Here is an 18,100-nt window from a genome sequence, read left to right on the forward strand (position 1 = left end):
TGGTCATGCGGCGCAGGCACGAAGCCTGCTAGTATGACCGGCATGACCACCTCCACTTCCACCTTCACCACCCGCGACCTGCTGTCCGCCCTGCTGGTTGTCATCATCTGGGGCACCAACTTCGTCGCGATGAAAATCGGCCTGCTAGCGTTGACGCCGTTCCAGATGGGCGCCGCGCGCTATGTGTTCGCCATCCTGCCGCTGATCTTCTTTGTGCGCCCGCCCAGGCTGGCGCCGAAGTGGGTGATCGCTTATGGGCTGAGCCAGGGCGTGGGCCAATTCGGGCTGCTGTTTCTGTCGCTGAAGGTTGGCATGTCGGCCTCGCTGGCGTCGGTGATCCTGCAGACGCAGGTCTTCTTCACCGCCATCTTCAGCTTTATGCTGCTGAAGGAGCACACCAGCCGCGCGCTGATCGCCGGACTGCTGCTGGCAGCGCTGGGCCTGGGCTGCTTCGCCATGAGCTCCCTGCAGGCCGGCCACGCCAACGACATCACGCCGGCCGGCTTCGTCCTGTGCCTGGCCGGCGCCGCCATGTGGGCCGTGTCGAATATCGTCGTGCGGCGCGCGCAGAAGGCCATGCCGGACTTCGACGTGATCAGCTTCATCGTCTGGTGCGGCGCGGTGCCGATTGTGCCGTTCGTGCTGCTGTCGCTGGCGTTTGACGATCCGGCCACGCGCTGGCACTGGACCGGCGCGCCCTTCATCACCTGGGTGGCGGTGGCCTACATCGGCTGGATCTCCACCATTGCCGGCTACGCGATGTGGACCCGGCTGCTGAAGCGCTACCCGGTTAACCGGGTGGCGCCGTTCAGCCTGGGCGTGCCGGTGGTCGGCATCGCCTCCGGCATGCTGATGCTGGGCGATACCATCGGCGCCTGGCAGTGGGGCGGTGTCGGCTTCATCGTCGCGGCGCTGGTGTGCACCATGTTCGGCGGCCGCTGGCTGGACCGCAAGGCATAATCAGGCTGCGAAGCAGACGCGGTTGCGGCCCGTCTCCTTGGCGCGGTACAGCAGCGCGTCGGCCTTCTGCAGCATGGCCTCCGCCGTGCCGGCCGCCAGGTCGGCGCAGACGCCCATGCTCATCGTCACCTTCAGGTCCGGATGCACCTGGTGCCACGGGAAGGATTCGATCATCGCGCGCAGCTTGTCGCACAGCGCGGCCGCCTGCGCCAGCTCCGTCTCCGGGAAGGCGATGACGAATTCCTCGCCGCCGTAGCGCGCCACCAGATCGCTCAAGCGCATATGGCTGCGCAGGATCTCGCCCACCTGGCGCAGCACCGCGTCGCCGGTGGCATGCGAGAACTGGTCGTTGATCTTCTTGAAGAAATCGATATCGCCGATCACCATGCTCAGTGGCCGCTTGTGGCGCACCGCGTGGCTGAACAGGGTGCTGGCCTGCTCATCGAAGTGGCGGCGGTTGTGCAGCTTGGTCAGCGCATCGCGCACACTCAGTTCGCGCAGTTGCTCCGCTTGCGCCAGAATGGTCTGGTGCGACTCGCTCAACTCCTCGTGCGAACGCGCCAGCTTTTCGCTCATGGCGTTGAAGGCGGCGGCCAGTTCGGCCACTTCGTCCTTGCCCTCCACCGGCACGCGTTGCAACAGCGAGCCGCCATGCATCGCGCGCACCGCGCTGGTGAGATGGCCCAGCGTGCGGCCCAGCCCACGGCTGATCAGAAGACCGAGCACCAGCGCCAGAATCGCCGCCCCGCTCACGCCATACCACAGCGCCTCGCGCATGGCCGCCAGATACTGGAGTTCCTGTTTGCTCGGCGTAATCACGCCTTCGGGCGACACATACGCCAGCACCTGGCCGTTGACCCGCACCGGCCGCGCATCCTTGCGCGCCGCTTCCGGCAGCAGCTCGTCGTGCTCATAGACGCCGGCGCCCAGCAGTACGCGGTAATGCGGGTCCACCAGGATGAAGTGATAGGGCGGCTCGCCGCGCCGGCCGCTCTGGCCCTGACCCTGGCCCGGCGGCGGCGGACGGCGGCCGTCATCGGCGCCGTGGCGATCTTCGTCCGGCGGTGGGCGCTGCCCGTCCTCGGGTGGACCGCGCCGGTCCTCCGGCGGTGGCCGGCGCTCCTCGTCCTGCGCCCCATCCGACAATGGCGGCCGCTCGTCGGCCTGTTCGCGCGCCCGCATGAAGCGCTCGAAACCGCGCGGGCCGGGGCTGTCCTGCCAGCTACCGTATTGGGTCAGATAGGCGGTGATCGCCTGGTGGAAACTATCGGCCGCGCGCTCGCGCCGCAAGCTGTCCACCTTCTTGGTCATGCCGACGTAGGCCAATCCGCCCACCATCGCCACCGCCGCCAATCCGGTCAACAACAACGCCAGCATGAATTTCGTGCGCAGAGACATCCCCACCTCATCAGATTATTGCCAAAAGGATAGTAATCATACCCGACGGCATAGGATTCAAGCAGAGTTATACGCTTTATTTATGCTTAGTATCACAAATCAAAAGTTTATTTATTACTGAAACCGGCGCATACTGCAACGCAACAAACGAATATTGATGGAGCTTCTGATGAGCGCAACGACCTACACCACCACCGCCGGCACTGGCTACTTCGCCAATGTTGTTAACGCGGTACGCCAGCTGTTCGCCGCCGTGTTCGCCGTGCAGCCGGGTATGTCGCAACGCAACAAAGAAGAAACCATCTGGTGGCTTACCCGCATGGCGAATGACTGCGAGCGCCACTCCCCTGGCCTGTCCGCCGAGTTGCGCTTCTTCGCCTCGCGCGCTTAATCGAATTTAATTTAAGGAGAAATACCATGCTGACCATCATCGAAAACCTGCCTGCCGCAATCGCCCTGTCCGGCCTGGTGCTGCGCCTGTACCTGGGTAACAAGCCAGAAAGCAAGGCCGCGGAATAAGCCGCACGGTAACCAGGCAAAATGGCAAAAAGCCCCGGCACGCGCAAGCGGCCGGGGCTTTTTAAGTTTTACGGCATCCTCAGTTCAGATGCGAGTGGCGCATGCCGTAGAGGAAGTAGGTCAGGATCGCCGCCGTCATCCAGATGCCGAACACGGTGTAAGTGGTCAGCGACAGGCCAAACATCAGGTACAGGCAGGCGGCAATGCTCAGCCCCGGCACCAGGTAAGGACCGCCCGGCACGCGGAAGCCCTTCTCGGCCGTCGGGCCTTCCTTGCGGCGCATCACCGGCACCGCCAGCGACACCACGGCAAACGCGGTCAACGTGCCCATGCTGACCATGTCCCACAGGAAGGTCGCATCGACGAAGCCCGCCACCAGGCCCACCACGCCGCAGACGATCAGCGTGTTCTGCACCGGCGAACCGGTGCGCGGGCTGACTTTCTGGAACGTCGGCGAAATCAGGCCGTCCTTGGAAATAGCGTACAGGATGCGGGTTTGGCCATAGATGGTCACCAGCGTGACGCTGAACACGGAAATCACCGCGCCCACCGCCAGCACCAGCGCCGGCCAGGTCTGGCCGGTGACGTTTTGCAGGATCACGGCCAGGCCGGCTTCCTGGCCGGCGAACTTGGCCGCCGGCTGCGCGCCCATCGCGGCGACGGCCACCAGCATGTAGAACACGGTGACGATGCCCAGCGCCGCCAGAATGCCGATCGGCACATTGCGCTTGGGATTCTTGACTTCCTCGCCGGCGGTGGCCACGGTGTCCAGGCCGATGAAGGAGAAGAACACGGTGGCCGCGGCCGCCGTCACGCCGGCCATGCCGGTGAAATGGGTGCCGCCGTCCGGGCTGAAGAACGGGTGGAAGTTGTTGATGTCAAAGCCGGTGAAGGCGATCACCACGAAGAACACCAGAATGGCCAGCTTGATCATCACCATGATGGCGTTGGTGCGGGCCGACTCCTTGGCGCCGCGCACCAGCAGCCAGCAGCACAGCGCCACCAGGATAATCGGCGGCAGGTTGATATGGCCGCCGTGGAACTCGATGCCATGCGCGGTGGAGACGATGCTCGGCGTGCGCAACGCCTCGGGGATATGCCAGCCGAAGGCGTTGTTGAGGAAATTGTTCAGGTAGTCCGACCAACCGATCGCCACCGCGCTGGCGGCCAGGCCATACTCCAGCAACAGGCAGGCCGCCATGATGAAGGCGAGGAATTCGCCCACGCTGGCGTACGCGAACGAGTACGACGAGCCGGACGCCGGAATGCGGAACGACAGTTCGGCGTAGCACAGCGCGGTCAGGCCAGCGGTGATGGCGGCGATCAGGAAGGACAAAATCACGGACGGGCCGGCCTTGGGCACGGCTTCCACCATCGTGAAGAAAATGCCGGTGCCGATGGTGGCGCCAACGCCGATCATCGTCAGGGGAAACAGGCCTACAGAGCGGTGCAGGGTATTGCTGCTTGAAGCGTGTTCAGTGTTTTGATGATCGACCAGCTTGATACGGGTCAGTTTCTGGACCAACGTTTGGTTCACAGGCATTCCTTGTGGGAGGTTTGTTCGGGCAAAAACACTGCGATTATAGGGCCTTCCGGTCCGCTGTCGCTAAAGGTATTTTGTGCCAAATATGCAACCTCGTTACAAGTCCTTACTTTTGATACAGCGGCATGTATAGATTGCAAACACGCCTCCGGTTAATCTGGCGGCAAGTGTTACTCAAAGCCAAGGAAGAGAGCCCACCATGCCGATCCAGAAAATCCCCACCGTTTCCCGCCGCATCCACCCGGCCGCCATCACCGGCGCCGCCATGATCCTGGTTGGCCTGGCGATCACGCTGACCGCCATGATGGTGCGCGCTTAACGCTTAAGCGTAAGCCCCCAGATAATCGCGTTTGCCGATCGCCACGCCCTGGTTGCGCAGGATGTCGTGCGCGGTGGCGACGTGGAAGTAGAAGTTGGGCAGCGCAAACGTCAGCAGGTAGCTGGCGCCGGTAAAGTCCGGGAAGCCGCCGAAATTCAGGCGGATGGCGCGTTCATCGCTGCCGTCGAACTGCGCCGGCGCCACACTGTCGAGATACGCGATGGTGTTGCTGATCCGCTGCTGCAACTGATCGAACGACGTTTCGTTATCCTCAAACTTGGGCGCCGGCACGCCGGTCAGGCGCTCCACCGACAGCTTGGACGTATCGCTGGCACGCTGCACCTGTCCCGCCAGCGGCAGCATGTCGGCCGCCAGCCGCGCCGAGATCATCGCATCCGGCACGGCGCCATGCTGCTCCACGTGCGCCTCCGCCTTCTTCAACAATTCCGACAACACCTTCAACCCGCGTACAAACACGGGCACCGAAACCTGATACATCGATAGCGCCATCATCGCCTCCTGTGTGAAAGCGATGAGTGTAGCGCAAGGCGATGATGGCTGCTGGCGGTCAGGCCAGGGCGTCGATATTGGTGCCGATCTTGTCGGCGCTGGTGGTGGGAGACTTGGCGGATTGGGCCATGTCGTAGATCAGTTGTTCCTGTTCGGTGACCGTGCCGTCTTCGTTCTTGTCGGCGGCGTCGTAGGTCTTGGTACTGCTGCCGCCGCCGGCCGCGCTGGCGCCGCCAGCACCTGCCGCACCGCCGGCGTGGCGCGCACCGCCTGCGCCTTGCGGGCCGCCTTCGCCGCCTTGTGGACGTGGCGGTTTGAAGTCGCCGCTCTTGATGGCCGATTCCAGATCGTCTTTGGTGATCGAGCCGGCGCCTTGCTTGTCGATGGCGTCGAACTGCTTGGTGGCGTCTTCCGCCGATACGCCTTTGGATTCCAGGCCTTTCACGAATTCGTCTTTGCTGACCGAACCGTCGGTGTCGGTGTCCATATCGCTGAAGACTTTGGACGCAAAGCGCGCCGCGCCTTTCGCTGGATCGAATTGGGTGGCGCTGGGGGTGGTGCCGCTGGACAGGCTGCTGATGGCTGTGCTCATGGTTCTTACTCCGTAGTTAAGGACAATGCTGCTCCTGTTAACGAACTAATCCATGTATCTATGACCCCGCAAAGTGTAAAGGCGGGTAAAGATCAATCGGCACGCACCACCATCAGTCCCGCGCGCAAACCGACGCGCACGTCGGGATTGGGGAACACCACCAGCTCTTCCGGATACTGCACGGTGTAGACCGTGTCGCCATCACGCGCGATCACGTCGCCTTGTTTCATGGCGGTGAAGTTGTGCGTGTCCTTGCCGAACGCCATCTGGAACTGGTCGCTCAACTTGATGATCTGGCGCGCGGTGTTGAACACGTGCGGACGCTGCGTGCCTTCGCGCTTCGGCGCGCCGCGCAGCAGGTCGTCCAGCGCCTGGGACGCGTCCTTGAATTGCGCCAGGTCGTTCTGCCCCAGCGTGCCGATGCGGCCCAGTTCTATCGTGGTGCCGGCCGCGGCGTGGTGCTCGGCCGAATAGTAGCTGTAGGTGCCCACCGACGCCGGATTCATGATGATGGCGCCAATGCCGGCGAGGCCCAGCCAGTCGATCAACTGCCCGCGCGCATCGTCGGCGATCAGCTCGGGCACGATGGCGAAGGTGGGATAGACCGATGGGCGGATCGCCGTGTGCAGGTCCAGGTGCCAGCGCTGCGGACCGGCGTCCTTGAAGAACGCAGTGGTGGCCGCGATCATCTCGTCGGCCCGCGCGGCTTCGGCAGTGCCTTCCAGCGTGCCGCGCTGGGCGCGGAACATGCGGTTCAGGTCCGCGTCGATGAAGCGCTTGCCGGCGCGGATGGCACCGATGTTGCCGACGCAGAGCATCAGGTCCACCGCCAGCGCGGCGGCTTGGTGCGACAAGGCGTCCAGCAGCCATGCGACGACTTCGATCGGGCCGGTCTCGTCGCCGTGAACGCCGACAGAGATCAGCACTGCCGGCCGCGCCGCGCCGCGCGGACCGGCGACAGCGGCAGACACGCCGGCGCGGATGGTGATGATGCCGTCCGCCGGCTCGGCGACCGTGAAGCCGGCCGCCGTGAAGCGCGGCGCGATGGCGCTGAAGTCCGCCTCCGCGAGGGCGCGGACCGCAGCCGGCAACTGCTGTGGCAATGCGGCCGGCGAATCTGCGGGCAAATCGCTCATCGTCTTACGCCGCCAACGCCGTGGTGCTGGCGTTGACCGCCTCCGACAACGCCCACACATCCAGCATCGCCTGCTCCAGATCCGTCGCCACCGCGTAGCCGGACAGACCCAGCGTGTTGGCGACAACTTCCACCGCCTCCAGCGCCGTATGGCCGCCGGTCGCATGCTTGAGCACCTGCGACAGCAAGCGTTGCTGCGTGCGGCGCAGCGCATTCTGCGCATAGCTGCGCAACTGTTCCTGCGAACGGCTGGTGGCCGGCAGCTTCAGGCCGCGCTCCAGCGTGTCGATGCCGACCTGCGCGCGCAACGCCAGCCCCACCTGCAGGAAGGCCGGCAAGTCCATGCCCGCCGGACGTTGCACCGACAGCGCCGCGAACACAAACGCCGCCACGGCCTCCAGCGCGTCCACCGCCATCCATGCGCGCACAAACTCGGCGCGCAGGCCGGCGGTCAATTCGGCTTCCGACTGGCCGCTGACAGGCGTCAGCTGCGCCAGCGTTTCCGGATTGGCAAACAGGCGGGTCAACTCGCCAACGCCATTGCGCAGCTGCTCGGCAGGCACCGACAGCGCGCCTTCCATCACGGCTTTCAACAACTGGCGCGTATGCGCATCCACCTTGATCGACACCGCACGCGGCACCTTCAGCGCGTCCGCGTCCAGCGTGTTGAAGATCGGCGCCAGGTTCAGCGCCGACCAGGCCTGGCCCCAGGCCAGGATCACATCCGATTCGTCCACGCCATGCTCGCCGGCCAACTGGCGCAGCATTAGCGGACCACAACGGTTGACCGATTCATTCGCCAGCACGGTTGCCAGGATGGCGTTGGCCAGCGGGTGCGCCAGCGCCGGACGGGTGGCCACCAGCAGATCCGGGAAGTACGGCTTGAGCACCGACTCGGCCCAGCTATTCTCGGTCAGTGGCAGCGCCGACAGGATGCGCTTGTAGCGGTTCTTGACGTTGGCGATGACCACCGCCAGTTCCGGCGTGGTCAGGCCGCGGCCGTCGGCCTTGCGGCGCGCCAGTTCGGCCACCGACGGCAGCTGCTCCAGTTCACGCGACAGCGCGCCCTCTTCTTCCAGCGACGCGATCAGCGCGGCGTAACCATCCTGCACGTCAGGATCGACCTGCGCCTGCAACTCGCGCACCAGCAACTGCGTTTGCAGCGTATTGTCGCGCAGGACCAGGCGTTCGATATCGTTGGTCATCTCGTTGAGGATGCGGTTGCGGTCCGCCTCGCTCAGCTGGCCGGCGTTCATTTCCACGTCCAGCCACATCTTGGCGTTGACCTCGTGGTCCGAGCAATCCACGCCGGCCGAGTTGTCGATGGCGTCGGTGAAGATACGGCCGCCGGACAGCGCGAACTCGATCCGGCCGGCCTGCGTCGCGCCCAGGTTGCCGCCTTCGGTGACGACCTTGCAGCGCAGCTCATTGCCGTTGACGCGGATATTGTCGTTGGCGCGGTCCTTCACCTGCGCGTGGGTTTCGGTCGAGGCCTTGATGTAGGTGCCGATGCCGCCGTTGTAGAACAGGTCCACCGGCGCCAGCAGGATGCGGTGCATCAGCTCTTCCGGTGCCAGCGCGGTTTCTTCGATATCCAGCACGGCGCGGATTTCCGGCGACAGCTCGATCGAACGCGCGCTGCGCGGATACACGCCGCCGCCCTTGGAAATCAGCTCCTTGTTGTAGTCGTCCCACGAGGAGCGCGGCAGCGCGAACATGCGCTCACGCTCCTTGAACGACACTTCCATGTCCGGATTCGGATCAAGGAAGATGTGGCGGTGGTCGAACGCCGCCACGATCTTCAGCTTGCGCGACAACAGCGCGCCGTTGCCGAACACGTCACCCGACATATCGCCCACGCCGACCATGGTGACCGGCTGCGCGTGGATGTCGTGGTCCATTTCGTAGAAGTGGCGCTTGACCGCCTCGAACGCGCCCTTGGCGGTGATGCCCATCTTCTTGTGGTCATAGCCGTTGGAGCCGCCCGACGCGAACGCGTCGCCCAGCCAGAAACCGCGCTGCACGGCGATGCCGTTGGCGATGTCGGAGAAGGTCGCGGTGCCCTTGTCGGCCGCCACCACCAGGTAAGGATCGTTCGGATCGTACACCACCGTGTCAGCCGGCGGCACGATGTTGCCGAGCACGCGGTTGTCGGTCACTTCCAGCAGGCTGGAAATGAACAGGCGGTAGACTGCCTCGCCTTCCGCCGCGATAACGTCGCGTGCCGCGTCCTTCGGCATCTGCTTGCAGACAAAGCCGCCCTTGGCGCCGGCCGGCACGATGACGGCGTTTTTCACCATCTGCGCTTTCACCAGGCCGAGGACCTCGGTGCGGTAGTCTTCCATGCGGTCCGACCAGCGCAGGCCGCCGCGTGCCACAGGTCCGCCGCGCAGGTGCACGCCCTCGAAGCGGCGCGAGAACACGAAGATTTCGCGGAACGGACGCGGCTCCGGCACCAGCGACAGGTTGCTGGTGTCGAACTTGAAGATGATCTTGTCGCCCTGCTGGTTGTTCTGGAAGTAGTTGGTACGCAGCGTGGCGCTGATCAGCGTGGCCATGGCGCCCAGCACCGCTTCGCTGTCGGCGTGGTTGATGGCCGGCAGGCGGCTCTTGATGTCGGCCAGCTTGTCCAGCGCGGCGGCGCGGGTGGCGTCGTCGTTGGCAGGGTCGAAGCGTTGCAGGAAAGCGTCCACCAGCTCTTTCACCAACGCTGGCTGCGTGCGCAGCGTCTCCGCCATGTAGCGTACCGAGAAGTTGGTGCCGGTCTGGCGCCAGTAGCTCATGTAGGCGCGCACCAGCTGCACTTCGCGCACACTCAGGCCGCCTTCGATGACCAGGCCATTCAGGCGGCCGTCTTCCGCTTCGTTGTTGAACAGGGCGGCAAACAACTCCTCCGCCACCGGCACGATTTCCGGCTTGGCCAGCTTGACCGCGCTGGCAGCATCCACCGCCAGGCTGGTGACATAGTGACGTTCGCCGTTCACGCGCAGCGAGTGCGCCTGTTCACGGTCGATTGCCACGCCGGCGTTATGCAGCGCCGGCAGAATGGTCGACAGCGACGGCACGCGGTCCACCGAGTACAGGCGGATGGTGGTGTGGCCGTTGTCCGCCTCCACGCGCACGTTGACGCGCGAGGTGTCCGGATTGCGCAGGATGGTGCCCAGGTCGTGGAAGGCGGCCGACGGCGTGGTGGTGGCGACGTAGTCGGGCGGCAGCGTGGCGCACATCTTGCGCAGGCGGGCGCGCAGCGGCACGTCGGTGACGGCATCCGCTAGCACAGAGAATTGGTCGTGCCAGCCATCCAGCACCGCCAGCAGCGGTTGCTGGATATCGGTTTCCAGATCCAGCGGATAGCGGGCGCCATGCGCGATCAGGTAGACGCGGGCCAGCGGGCCGTCGGCCACCAGCGTTTGCGAGCTGACGTGATGGGCTCCGGAGCTGGCCTGCAGCGCCTTCGCCAGCGCCGAGCCAACGCTTGCGCTGTAACGCTCGCGCGGCAGGTAGACCAGCACGTTCAGGTGGCGTGCATAGACGTCGCGGCGGGCGAATACCTTGGCGCGCGGCTGCTTGTACAGCGACACCACGGCGCCGCAGACTTCCGCCAGCCATTCCGGGTCCGCTTCCAGCGCCTCGGTGCGCGGCAGCGATTCGAGGATCTCGACGAACTTCTCGGCGCGGAAGCCTTCCTGGCGCACGCCGGCGATGCTCAGCACGCGCGCCACGCGGCCGCGCGCGAACGGCAGGCGGTTCAGCGGCGTGGAGGTGGCGGCGCGGGTGAACAGGCCCACGAAGCAGTATTCGCCGAGGATGGCGCCTTGCGCGTCGGTGTGGCGGACGCCGATGAAGTCCAGTTGCTGGTCGCGGTGCAGCGTGCCTTCCACGTCCGCCTTGACGATGGACAGCGTGTGGCCGCGCTTGGACAGCGTATCGAAGTCGCCCGGGATGTTGGCCAGGCAGGTGCCGTACACCGGGTGCGAAGTATCCTGCAGCACGCCGATGCGGCTCGGGATGTCGCGTTCCAGCTCGCGCACGCCCGGCTTGACGGCGTAGTAGGCATAGCCGAACGGCTCGAAGCCCTCGGTGCGGGCCCATTCCAGGAAGGCGGCGACTTCCTTGCCCTCGTCGCCGTGCGACGCGGCTTCCGCGCCGATGCGGCTGAAGTGTTCCAGCATGGCGGCGCGGTCGCGGCGCACCACGGCGGCGTCGCGCGACACCATGGTGATGCGGTCGGTCAGCGCGCCCAGTTCCGCCTCCGGCAGGTCTTCGGACAGCAGCACCAGTACATACGATTCCAGCTTGGCGCCATGTTCGCCCACCGCCACCACGTTGCCGTCCACATCGCGCGATACCGGCAGCACGGCGTTCAGCACATTGTTGGCCGACACGCGCAGCTTGCGCATCGCCATGACAATGGAGTCCACCAGGTACGGCATGTCATCGTTCAGGATCAGCAGCGCGGTGGCCATGCCGCCGCGGCCATCGTCGTAGCGCAGGCGGGCGATCTGCGCGCCGCTGCCGGTGCGCTTGGCCGTCTGCATGAACCCCCCCCACAGCACCATCGCCAGGCTCTCCGGCGCAATACCGGCCAGGTCTTCGTCGTCCAGGGACTTGATCCAGGCCGCGATCAGCTCCGCGACCTTGGCATCGTCGCCGGGCGACATGCTTGCTTTAACCTGGTCCAGTGTTTGATTGCGCAGGTCCTGTGGGGTTGATTTCATCTTTGCTTCTCCAATACGTTATAGGTATCTTGTGTTGCAATGTCCGCGCCGGCTTGTGGCTGCGCGGCGCTGTTTAAGCGTAAAGTCCTGGAAGGCCGAGGAGTCGGCTCAACTCATCCAGTGCATTATGCACTTCTATCGCCAGTTGTGGATCTGCCAGATCGGCAGGTTCCAACCGGTCGCGGTAGTGTTTTTCCACCCACGCCACCAGCGTGTGATACAGCGCCTCGGTCATCACCACGCCCTGATGCATGGCGGCGGCTTCGGCATCGGTCAGCGCCACGCGCAGGCGCAGGCACGCCGGCCCGCCGCCATTGCGCATCGACTGGCGCAGGTCGAAATGTATCAGTTCATCGATCACGCTGCCGTCCGCAACGAGATCCTGCAGGTACGCGGCTACCGAACTGACCTCCTGGCACTCGTGCGGAATCACCAGCGCCATCTTGCCATTGTCCTTGCTCAGCAGCTGGCTGTTGAACAGGTAGCTGGCCACGGCATCGGCCACCGGCACGCGGGTGGTGTCGACGCGGATCGCGTTCAGGTCCGCGCCCACGCCGTCGAGTGCGCGGCGCAGCTGATCGAGCGCGCCTGCTTCGTCGGCGAATGCCTGCTCGTGGTAGAACAAGGCATTGGCGTTACCTACCGCGATCACGTCGTTATGGAACACGCCCTGATCGATGACGTCGGGATTCTGCTGGATGTAGACGGTGCGCTCCGCCGCCAGGCCATGCAGGCGGGCGACGGCTTGCGAGGCTTCCAGTGTCTGGCGCGCAGGGTACTTCTTCGGCGCCGGCGCCGAGGCGTCGAACTCGGTGCGGCCGTAGACGAACATCTCAACGCCGGCGCTGCCGTGGCTCTTGCACAGGCGCGTGTGGTTGGCCGCGCCCTCGTCGCTGAAAGCCGGCGTGCCGGGCAGGGCGGCGTGCACGGCGAAGTGCTTGTCGTCCTTGAAGATGGCGCGCAGCGCGCGCGCCGACTGCTCGTGCTCAAAGGCGCGGTGCAGCTTGTTGTTCAAGTTGGCAGCCGTGAAGTGGGCGCGGCCATCCGCGCTGTCCGCAGACGGGCTGACAGTGGCGGCGTTGGCGGTCCACATTGGCGAGGCCGAATACGCGCACGCCAGGATCACCGGCGCTTCTTTCGCGGCCTTGGACAGCACTTCGGCATCGCTGCCGGTAAAGCCGATGCTGCGCAACAGGCGGAAGTTCGGGCGGTCCTGCGGCGGCAGCAGCGCCTGGCCGAAGCCGCGCGCGGCCAGCGCGCGCATCTTGGCCAGGCCCTGCAGCGCGGCCAGCTTGGGATTGGACGCGCTCTTGACGTTGCTGAACGACGCCACGTTGCCGAACGACAGACCGGCGTAGTTGTGCGACGGGCCTACCAGGCCGTCGAAGTTGAATTCGCGTGCGGACATGAGGTGCGGCCTTTAGAAGTGCATGCCCGGCGACAGTTTCGCCGGCATTTCGAGTACGTTGTTTTCGATCGATGCGACCGGGTAGGCGCAGTAGTCGGCCGCATAGTAGGCGCTCGGACGATGGTTGCCCGACTGACCCACGCCACCGAACGGCGCGCTGCTGGCGGCGCCGGTGGTCGGACGGTTCCAGTTGACGATGCCGGCGCGGGCGCGCACCTGGAATATCTTCCACAGCTTTTCGTCGTTGGAGATCAGCGCGGCGGCCAGGCCGAAGGCGGTGTTGTTGGCGGCGTCGATGGCGCTGTCGAAGTCCGGCACGCGGATGATTTGCAGCAGCGGGCCAAACCACTCCTCGTCCGGAATACCCTTGGCGTCGGTGACGTCCACGATGCCGGCCGAGACGAATCCGGTGTTGGCGTCCAGGTGCTTCATTTCCAGCAGCAGCTTGCCGCCGCGCGCGACCATGTCGGCCTGCGCCAGCACCAGGCGCTTGGCCACAGCGGCCGACACCACGGGCCCCATGTACGGCGCCGGCTCGTCGGCCGGTCCGCCGATGGTGAGGCGGCTGGCCACATCGACCAGGCGCGCGACGATGGCGTCGCCGGCCGCGCCTTGCGGCAGGATCAGGCGGCGCGCGCAGGTGCAGCGCTGGCCGGCCGAGATGAAGGCCGACGAAATCGCCATGAACACGGCGGCGTCGGTTTCCTTGGCGTCCCAGATCACCAGCGGATTGTTGCCGCCCATTTCCAGCGCCAGCATCTTGCCCGGCTGGCCGCCGAACTGCTTGTGCAACGCGGTGCCGGTCTGGCAGCTGCCGGTGAACAGCACGCCGTCCAGCAGCTTGCTCTGACCCAGCGCGATGCCGGTTTCGCGGCCGCCGTTGACCAGATTCAGCACGCCGTAAGGCAGGCCGGCCTTCTCCCACAGCTGCACGGTCTTGATGGCGGTACGCGGCGCGTATTCGCTCGGCTTGAACACCAGGGTGTTCCCCGCAATCAGTGCCGGGACGATATGCCCATTCGGCAGGTGGCCGGGGAAGTTGTAAGGGCCGAACACGCCGAACACGCCGTGCGGACGGTGGCGCAGCACCGCTTCGCCATCGGCCACCTTGTTGTGCGTTTCGCCGGTGCGCGCGCCGTAGGCCTGCACCGAGATGTCGATCTTGTTGGCCATGGTGGTCACTTCCGTGCGCGCCTCCCACATCGGCTTGCCCACCTCCTCGGAGATCAGCAGCGCCAGCTCCTCGGCGTTCTCCTTCAGCAGATCGCGGAAACGGGTGCAGACGGCGATGCGCTGCTCCAGCGGCGTCCATGCCCATGCGTCGAAGGCGGCGCGGGCGGCGGTGGTGGCCTGCGCCACGTCCAGCGCGGTGGACTCATGGCTGGACCAGGTCTGCTTGCCGGTGGCCGGATTGATGGTGACCAGTTCCGGGCCGCTGCCAGGCAGCCACTCGCCGTTGATGAAGTTGCTGATGTTTGCCACAGAATTAGCCATTGTTCTTCCTCGGATTGAGAGTCAGGGTGCGCACGCTGTCGCCGCGATGGCAGTGCAGGAGCGTCTGCTCCGCCTCCGGCAGGGCGATGGCGCCGTTGACCGGCACCGCCTGCGACAAAATCATGCGGAAATCTTTCATGTTGGTGTTGGAGACCAGCACCGGCTCGGCCGCCGCGCTCTCCGGCGCGCAGGCGGCATCCCAGTCGGTGGTCGGGCCGATCTCGGCCAGCGTGCTGTCACGCATGGCGCGCAGCTCCGACACCCGCGCCTGCAGCACCGGGCCGGCGTCGAAGATGTCGACGTAGCCCTCGAAGTACATGCCCTCCTGCTCCAGCAGGCGACGCGCCGGCGCGGTGGAGGTGTGCACCTTGCCGATGACTTCCTGCGCATCGTCCGGCAGGTAGGCCACGTACAGCGGCTGGCGCGGCATCAGCTCGGCGATAAAGGACTTCTTGCCGACGGCCGTCAGCGCGTCGACGTGGTCGAAGTCCATCTTGAAGAAGTGGCGGCCCAGCCCCTCGTAGAACGGCGAGCGGCCGCTCTCCTCCTGGTAGCCGCGCATCTCGGCGATCAGCTTTTCGGTGAACAGGTGCGGGAACTGCGCGATGAACAGGAAGCGGCTCTTGGACAGCAGCTTGCCGTTGTTGCCGCTGCGGTAGTCCGGGTGCAGGAACAGCGAGCACAGTTCGGTGCTGCCGGTGAGGTCATTCGACAGGTACAGCGTGTCCATGCGGGTGAACACATCCAGCTCGCGGCTGGAGTGCACCAGGGTGCCGATGCGGTAGTTGTAGAACGGCTCCGTCAGGCCCACCGAGCCTTTGATGGCGCACACGCCGGCCAGGCGGCCGGTGTCGGTGTCCTCCATCACGAACATGTAGTCGCGCTTTTCGGGCGGGATGGTTTCGGCAAACGAGGCCACGGCGATGTCGAGGCGATCGCCCATCATCTTCATGTCCGGCTTGAGCGTGGTCATGCCGCTGCCTACCTGGGTGGCCATCACGTACAGGGCATCGAGGTCGGTGGCTTGGATAGCGCGTACAACTAGCATAGGTTTTCTCGTTTTTATATTCTGACGCAGATGACGGTGTCGCCTTCGGCGACGTGCAGCGCGTCCTGTACCTCGACAGACAGCGCCACGCTGAGTTGCGAATCCAGCGCCGGACAATGCGTGATGACGACGCGGAAGTCGTGTTCGGAGCCGGACGACACGGCGTAGCGCAGCTGCGGTTCACGGCCGCGGTCCGGCGTATCGACCGACGTCGCCACGCGGCGCTGCAGCGCGCCGGTAAAGGTGCGCAGCGAATTCTTGTGCGCCTGCAGGATCGGGCCGCCGTCGAAGATGTCGATGTAATCGTCGGCCTCGAAGCCCTCGGCGGTGAGCAGGTTGAACGCCAGCTCGCCCGAAGGATGGATCTGGCCCATGGCCGCCTGGGCGTCGCCCGGCAGCAGCGGCACGTAGACCGGATAGTGCGGCATCAGTTCGACGATCAGCGTGCGGTTGCGGGCGCCGCCGATGGTGCGTTCGGCGTCGAGGAAATCCATCTGGAAGAACTTGCGGCCCAGCGCATCCCAGAACGGCGAGCCGCCCTCGCTGTCGGTCACGCCGGCCAGCGGCACGAAGAAGCGGTCCGAGAAGCGATGTGGGGCCAGCACGGCAAACATCAAGCGCGCGCGCGACAGCAGCGCGGCTTCCGGCGTGCCGTATTCGCGCTCGCCGACGTAGAACGACGACAGCTGCGAGTAGCCGGTCAGCTCGGAGCACAGCGTCAGCGCGTGCACGCTGTGGCTGATGTTGAGGTCACGCGAAACCTGCTGGATCACGTCGTTGCGGAAGGAGAAATAGGTGCCGTTGGAGCCGGCGGCGGCAAACATGGCGGCGGTGCCGACGATCTGCCTGTCCTGCGGCGACTCCAGCACCATCAGGTAGCCCTCTTCGCTCGGGATGTCGACGTGGGCGGCAAAGGAGGCGATCGACAGTTCGACCATGGCGCGGATTTTTTCGCGCGTCTTGGGCAGGGTATGCACTCCCGGCATGGGCACCGCGGCCAGCGCCTCAAGGGCCGGAATATCCGCAAGTTCGACCGGACGGACTACATACATAACAACTCCTTAGTGAACGCAGAAACGTCATTCCGGCGAAAGCCGGAATCCATGCCAAGTGTCCGGCCTCGGACAGGCTGTATGGATTCCGGCCTTCGCCGGAATGACCAGGTAGTGTCGCTTAAGCTTTCAGCAGATCATCCAGCGACTTGCGCAGGATGCGGTCGGCTTCGGCGATCTGCTGGTCCGACACGATCAGCGCCGGCGCCAGGCGCACCACATCCATGCCGGCGATCAGCACCATCATGCCATTGGCCTCGGCGGCCTTCTGGATATCCTTGGAACGGCCCTTCCACGCATCGGTCACGACCAGGCCCAGCAGCAGGCCGGCGCCGCGCACCAGCTGGAACACCTGCGGGTAGTCGCCCACCAGCTTCTCCATGGTCGAACGCAGCTTGCCGCCAGCCTCTTTCACGCGCGCCAGGAAGGCCGGCTGGTTGATGGTTTCCAGCACGGTCAGCGCCACGGTGGCGGCCATCGGGTTGCCGCCGTAAGTGGTGCCGTGCGAGCCGACGTTCAGCGTGGCCGCCAGTTCGTGGGTGGTCAGCATGGCGGCGACCGGGAAGCCGTTGCCCAGCGCCTTGGCCGAGGTCAGCACGTCCGGGATGATGTCGTAGGCCATGTAGTTGAACAGATAGCCGGTGCGGCCCATGCCGGACTGCACTTCGTCGAAGATCAGCAGGGCGCCGGTCTTGTTGCACAGGTCGCGCAGTTCCTGCAGGAAGGCCTTGTCGCCCGGCACCACGCCGCCCTCGCCTTGCAGCGGCTCGACGATCACGGCGCAGACGTCATCGCCGATGGCGGCGCGGGCCGATGCGATGTCGTTGTAGACGATGTGGTCGATCGACGGCGGCAGCGGCTCGAAACCCTCGGTGTACTTCGACTGGCCGCCGACCGACACGGTGAACAGCGTACGGCCGTGGAACGACTGGTAGCACGACACGATGCGCGATTTCTGCGGGCCGAACTTGGCGTGCGCATACTTGCGGGCCAGCTTCAGCGCGGCCTCGTTGGCCTCGGCGCCGGAGTTGCAGAAGAAGGCGCGGTCGGCAAAGGTGGCTTCGGTCAGGGCCAGGCCCAGGCGCAGCACTGGCTCGTTGGTGTAGCCATTGCCCAGGTGCCACAGGGTATTGGCCTGGCGGGTCAGCGCTTCGACCACGACAGGGTTGCAGTGGCCCAGCGCGGCCACGGCGATGCCGGAGGTGAAGTCCAGGTAGTGCTTGCCGGCCTGGTCCCACAGGTCCAGACCCGCGCCTCGGACCGGAACCATCGCTGCCGGTGCATAAGTCGGCACCAGAACCTCGTCAAACGTCTGACGGGTTACAGGACGGTTGAGAGCGGTCGTATCTACATTGGCATTCATGGCATTCCCTATCAATATGTGGGTCATGCGCGGCACAGCGC

13 protein-coding genes are annotated in these 18,100 nt (G+C 65.2%); 2 read left to right on the forward strand and 11 right to left on the reverse strand.

What is annotated here, in order from left to right; all coding sequences use genetic code 11:
* Nucleotides 1–42 precede the first annotated feature (42 nt).
* Nucleotides 43–960: an EamA family transporter gene (locus tag FHW58_RS22505; protein ID WP_229265453.1), complete on the forward strand. Its 918-nt coding sequence runs from the start codon at nucleotides 43–45 to the stop codon at nucleotides 958–960.
* Here the strand turns inward: FHW58_RS22505 and FHW58_RS22510 are convergent, their stop codons facing one another.
* On the reverse strand, nucleotides 961–2,358 hold the full coding sequence (locus FHW58_RS22510; RefSeq protein ID WP_179675415.1) for a diguanylate cyclase: 1,398 nt from the start codon (nucleotides 2,356–2,358) through the stop codon (nucleotides 961–963).
* A gap of 169 nt (nucleotides 2,359–2,527) precedes the next feature.
* Here FHW58_RS22510 and FHW58_RS22515 point away from each other — a divergent pair, with 169 nt between their 5' ends.
* Nucleotides 2,528–2,749: a hypothetical protein gene (locus FHW58_RS22515; RefSeq protein WP_179675416.1), complete on the forward strand. Its 222-nt coding sequence runs from the start codon at nucleotides 2,528–2,530 to the stop codon at nucleotides 2,747–2,749.
* 207 nt (nucleotides 2,750–2,956) lie between these two features.
* Here the strand turns inward: FHW58_RS22515 and FHW58_RS22520 are convergent, their stop codons facing one another.
* The 10 genes from FHW58_RS22520 to FHW58_RS22565 form a co-directional block, all read right to left on the reverse strand.
* On the reverse strand, nucleotides 2,957–4,414 hold the full coding sequence (locus tag FHW58_RS22520) for an amino acid permease (protein WP_179675417.1): 1,458 nt from the start codon (nucleotides 4,412–4,414) through the stop codon (nucleotides 2,957–2,959).
* Between the two features lie 328 nt (nucleotides 4,415–4,742).
* Nucleotides 4,743–5,249 carry a DUF1993 domain-containing protein gene (locus FHW58_RS22525; RefSeq protein ID WP_179675418.1) on the reverse strand — a complete coding sequence of 169 codons (507 nt, stop codon included), beginning with the start codon at nucleotides 5,247–5,249 and terminating at the stop codon, nucleotides 4,743–4,745.
* Nucleotides 5,250–5,307: 58 nt separating this feature from the next.
* Nucleotides 5,308–5,841, reverse strand: coding sequence for an EF-hand domain-containing protein (locus FHW58_RS22530; RefSeq protein ID WP_179675419.1), 534 nt, complete (start codon nucleotides 5,839–5,841; stop codon nucleotides 5,308–5,310).
* A 92-nt stretch (nucleotides 5,842–5,933) separates the two neighbouring features.
* Complete coding sequence (locus FHW58_RS22535) at nucleotides 5,934–6,977, reverse strand: succinylglutamate desuccinylase (RefSeq protein ID WP_179675420.1); 1,044 nt, start codon at nucleotides 6,975–6,977, stop codon at nucleotides 5,934–5,936.
* A gap of 4 nt (nucleotides 6,978–6,981) precedes the next feature.
* Complete coding sequence (locus FHW58_RS22540; protein ID WP_179675421.1) at nucleotides 6,982–11,694, reverse strand: NAD-glutamate dehydrogenase domain-containing protein; 4,713 nt, start codon at nucleotides 11,692–11,694, stop codon at nucleotides 6,982–6,984.
* A 73-nt stretch (nucleotides 11,695–11,767) separates the two neighbouring features.
* Complete coding sequence (gene astB, locus FHW58_RS22545) at nucleotides 11,768–13,102, reverse strand: N-succinylarginine dihydrolase (RefSeq protein ID WP_179675422.1); 1,335 nt, start codon at nucleotides 13,100–13,102, stop codon at nucleotides 11,768–11,770.
* 12 nt (nucleotides 13,103–13,114) lie between these two features.
* On the reverse strand, nucleotides 13,115–14,596 hold the full coding sequence (gene astD, locus FHW58_RS22550; RefSeq protein WP_179675423.1) for a succinylglutamate-semialdehyde dehydrogenase: 1,482 nt from the start codon (nucleotides 14,594–14,596) through the stop codon (nucleotides 13,115–13,117).
* Nucleotides 14,589–15,644 (reverse strand): arginine N-succinyltransferase, encoded by a 1,056-nt coding sequence (gene astA, locus FHW58_RS22555; RefSeq protein ID WP_179675424.1) that lies wholly within the window; start codon nucleotides 15,642–15,644, stop codon nucleotides 14,589–14,591. The genes astD and astA overlap by 8 nt, the downstream gene beginning before the upstream one ends.
* 14 nt (nucleotides 15,645–15,658) lie before the next feature.
* Nucleotides 15,659–16,696, reverse strand: coding sequence for an arginine N-succinyltransferase (locus FHW58_RS22560; RefSeq protein ID WP_179675425.1), 1,038 nt, complete (start codon nucleotides 16,694–16,696; stop codon nucleotides 15,659–15,661).
* Between the two features lie 121 nt (nucleotides 16,697–16,817).
* Nucleotides 16,818–18,059 carry an acetylornithine/succinyldiaminopimelate transaminase gene (locus FHW58_RS22565; RefSeq protein WP_179675426.1) on the reverse strand — a complete coding sequence of 414 codons (1,242 nt, stop codon included), beginning with the start codon at nucleotides 18,057–18,059 and terminating at the stop codon, nucleotides 16,818–16,820.
* Between the last annotated feature and the right edge of the window lie 41 nt (nucleotides 18,060–18,100).

This window comes from Duganella sp. 1224 (assembly GCF_013408245.1).
Classification (GTDB): domain Bacteria; phylum Pseudomonadota; class Gammaproteobacteria; order Burkholderiales; family Burkholderiaceae_D; genus Rugamonas.

What these genes read in the sequence shown, in the direction of transcription:
- FHW58_RS22505 (WP_229265453.1), top strand. Translation starts at nt 43, where the DNA reads ATGACCACCTCCACTTCCACCTTCACCACCCGCGACCTGCTGTCCGCC.
- FHW58_RS22510 (WP_179675415.1), bottom strand. Translation starts at nt 2,358, where the DNA reads ATGTCTCTGCGCACGAAATTCATGCTGGCGTTGTTGTTGACCGGATTG.
- FHW58_RS22515 (WP_179675416.1), top strand. Translation starts at nt 2,528, where the DNA reads ATGAGCGCAACGACCTACACCACCACCGCCGGCACTGGCTACTTCGCC.
- FHW58_RS22525 (WP_179675418.1), bottom strand. Translation starts at nt 5,249, where the DNA reads ATGGCGCTATCGATGTATCAGGTTTCGGTGCCCGTGTTTGTACGCGGG.
- FHW58_RS22530 (WP_179675419.1), bottom strand. Translation starts at nt 5,841, where the DNA reads ATGAGCACAGCCATCAGCAGCCTGTCCAGCGGCACCACCCCCAGCGCC.
- FHW58_RS22535 (WP_179675420.1), bottom strand. Translation starts at nt 6,977, where the DNA reads ATGAGCGATTTGCCCGCAGATTCGCCGGCCGCATTGCCACAGCAGTTG.
- FHW58_RS22540 (WP_179675421.1), bottom strand. Translation starts at nt 11,694, where the DNA reads ATGAAATCAACCCCACAGGACCTGCGCAATCAAACACTGGACCAGGTT.
- astB (WP_179675422.1), bottom strand. Translation starts at nt 13,102, where the DNA reads ATGTCCGCACGCGAATTCAACTTCGACGGCCTGGTAGGCCCGTCGCAC.
- astD (WP_179675423.1), bottom strand. Translation starts at nt 14,596, where the DNA reads ATGGCTAATTCTGTGGCAAACATCAGCAACTTCATCAACGGCGAGTGG.
- astA (WP_179675424.1), bottom strand. Translation starts at nt 15,644, where the DNA reads ATGCTAGTTGTACGCGCTATCCAAGCCACCGACCTCGATGCCCTGTAC.
- FHW58_RS22560 (WP_179675425.1), bottom strand. Translation starts at nt 16,696, where the DNA reads ATGTATGTAGTCCGTCCGGTCGAACTTGCGGATATTCCGGCCCTTGAG.
- FHW58_RS22565 (WP_179675426.1), bottom strand. Translation starts at nt 18,059, where the DNA reads ATGAATGCCAATGTAGATACGACCGCTCTCAACCGTCCTGTAACCCGT.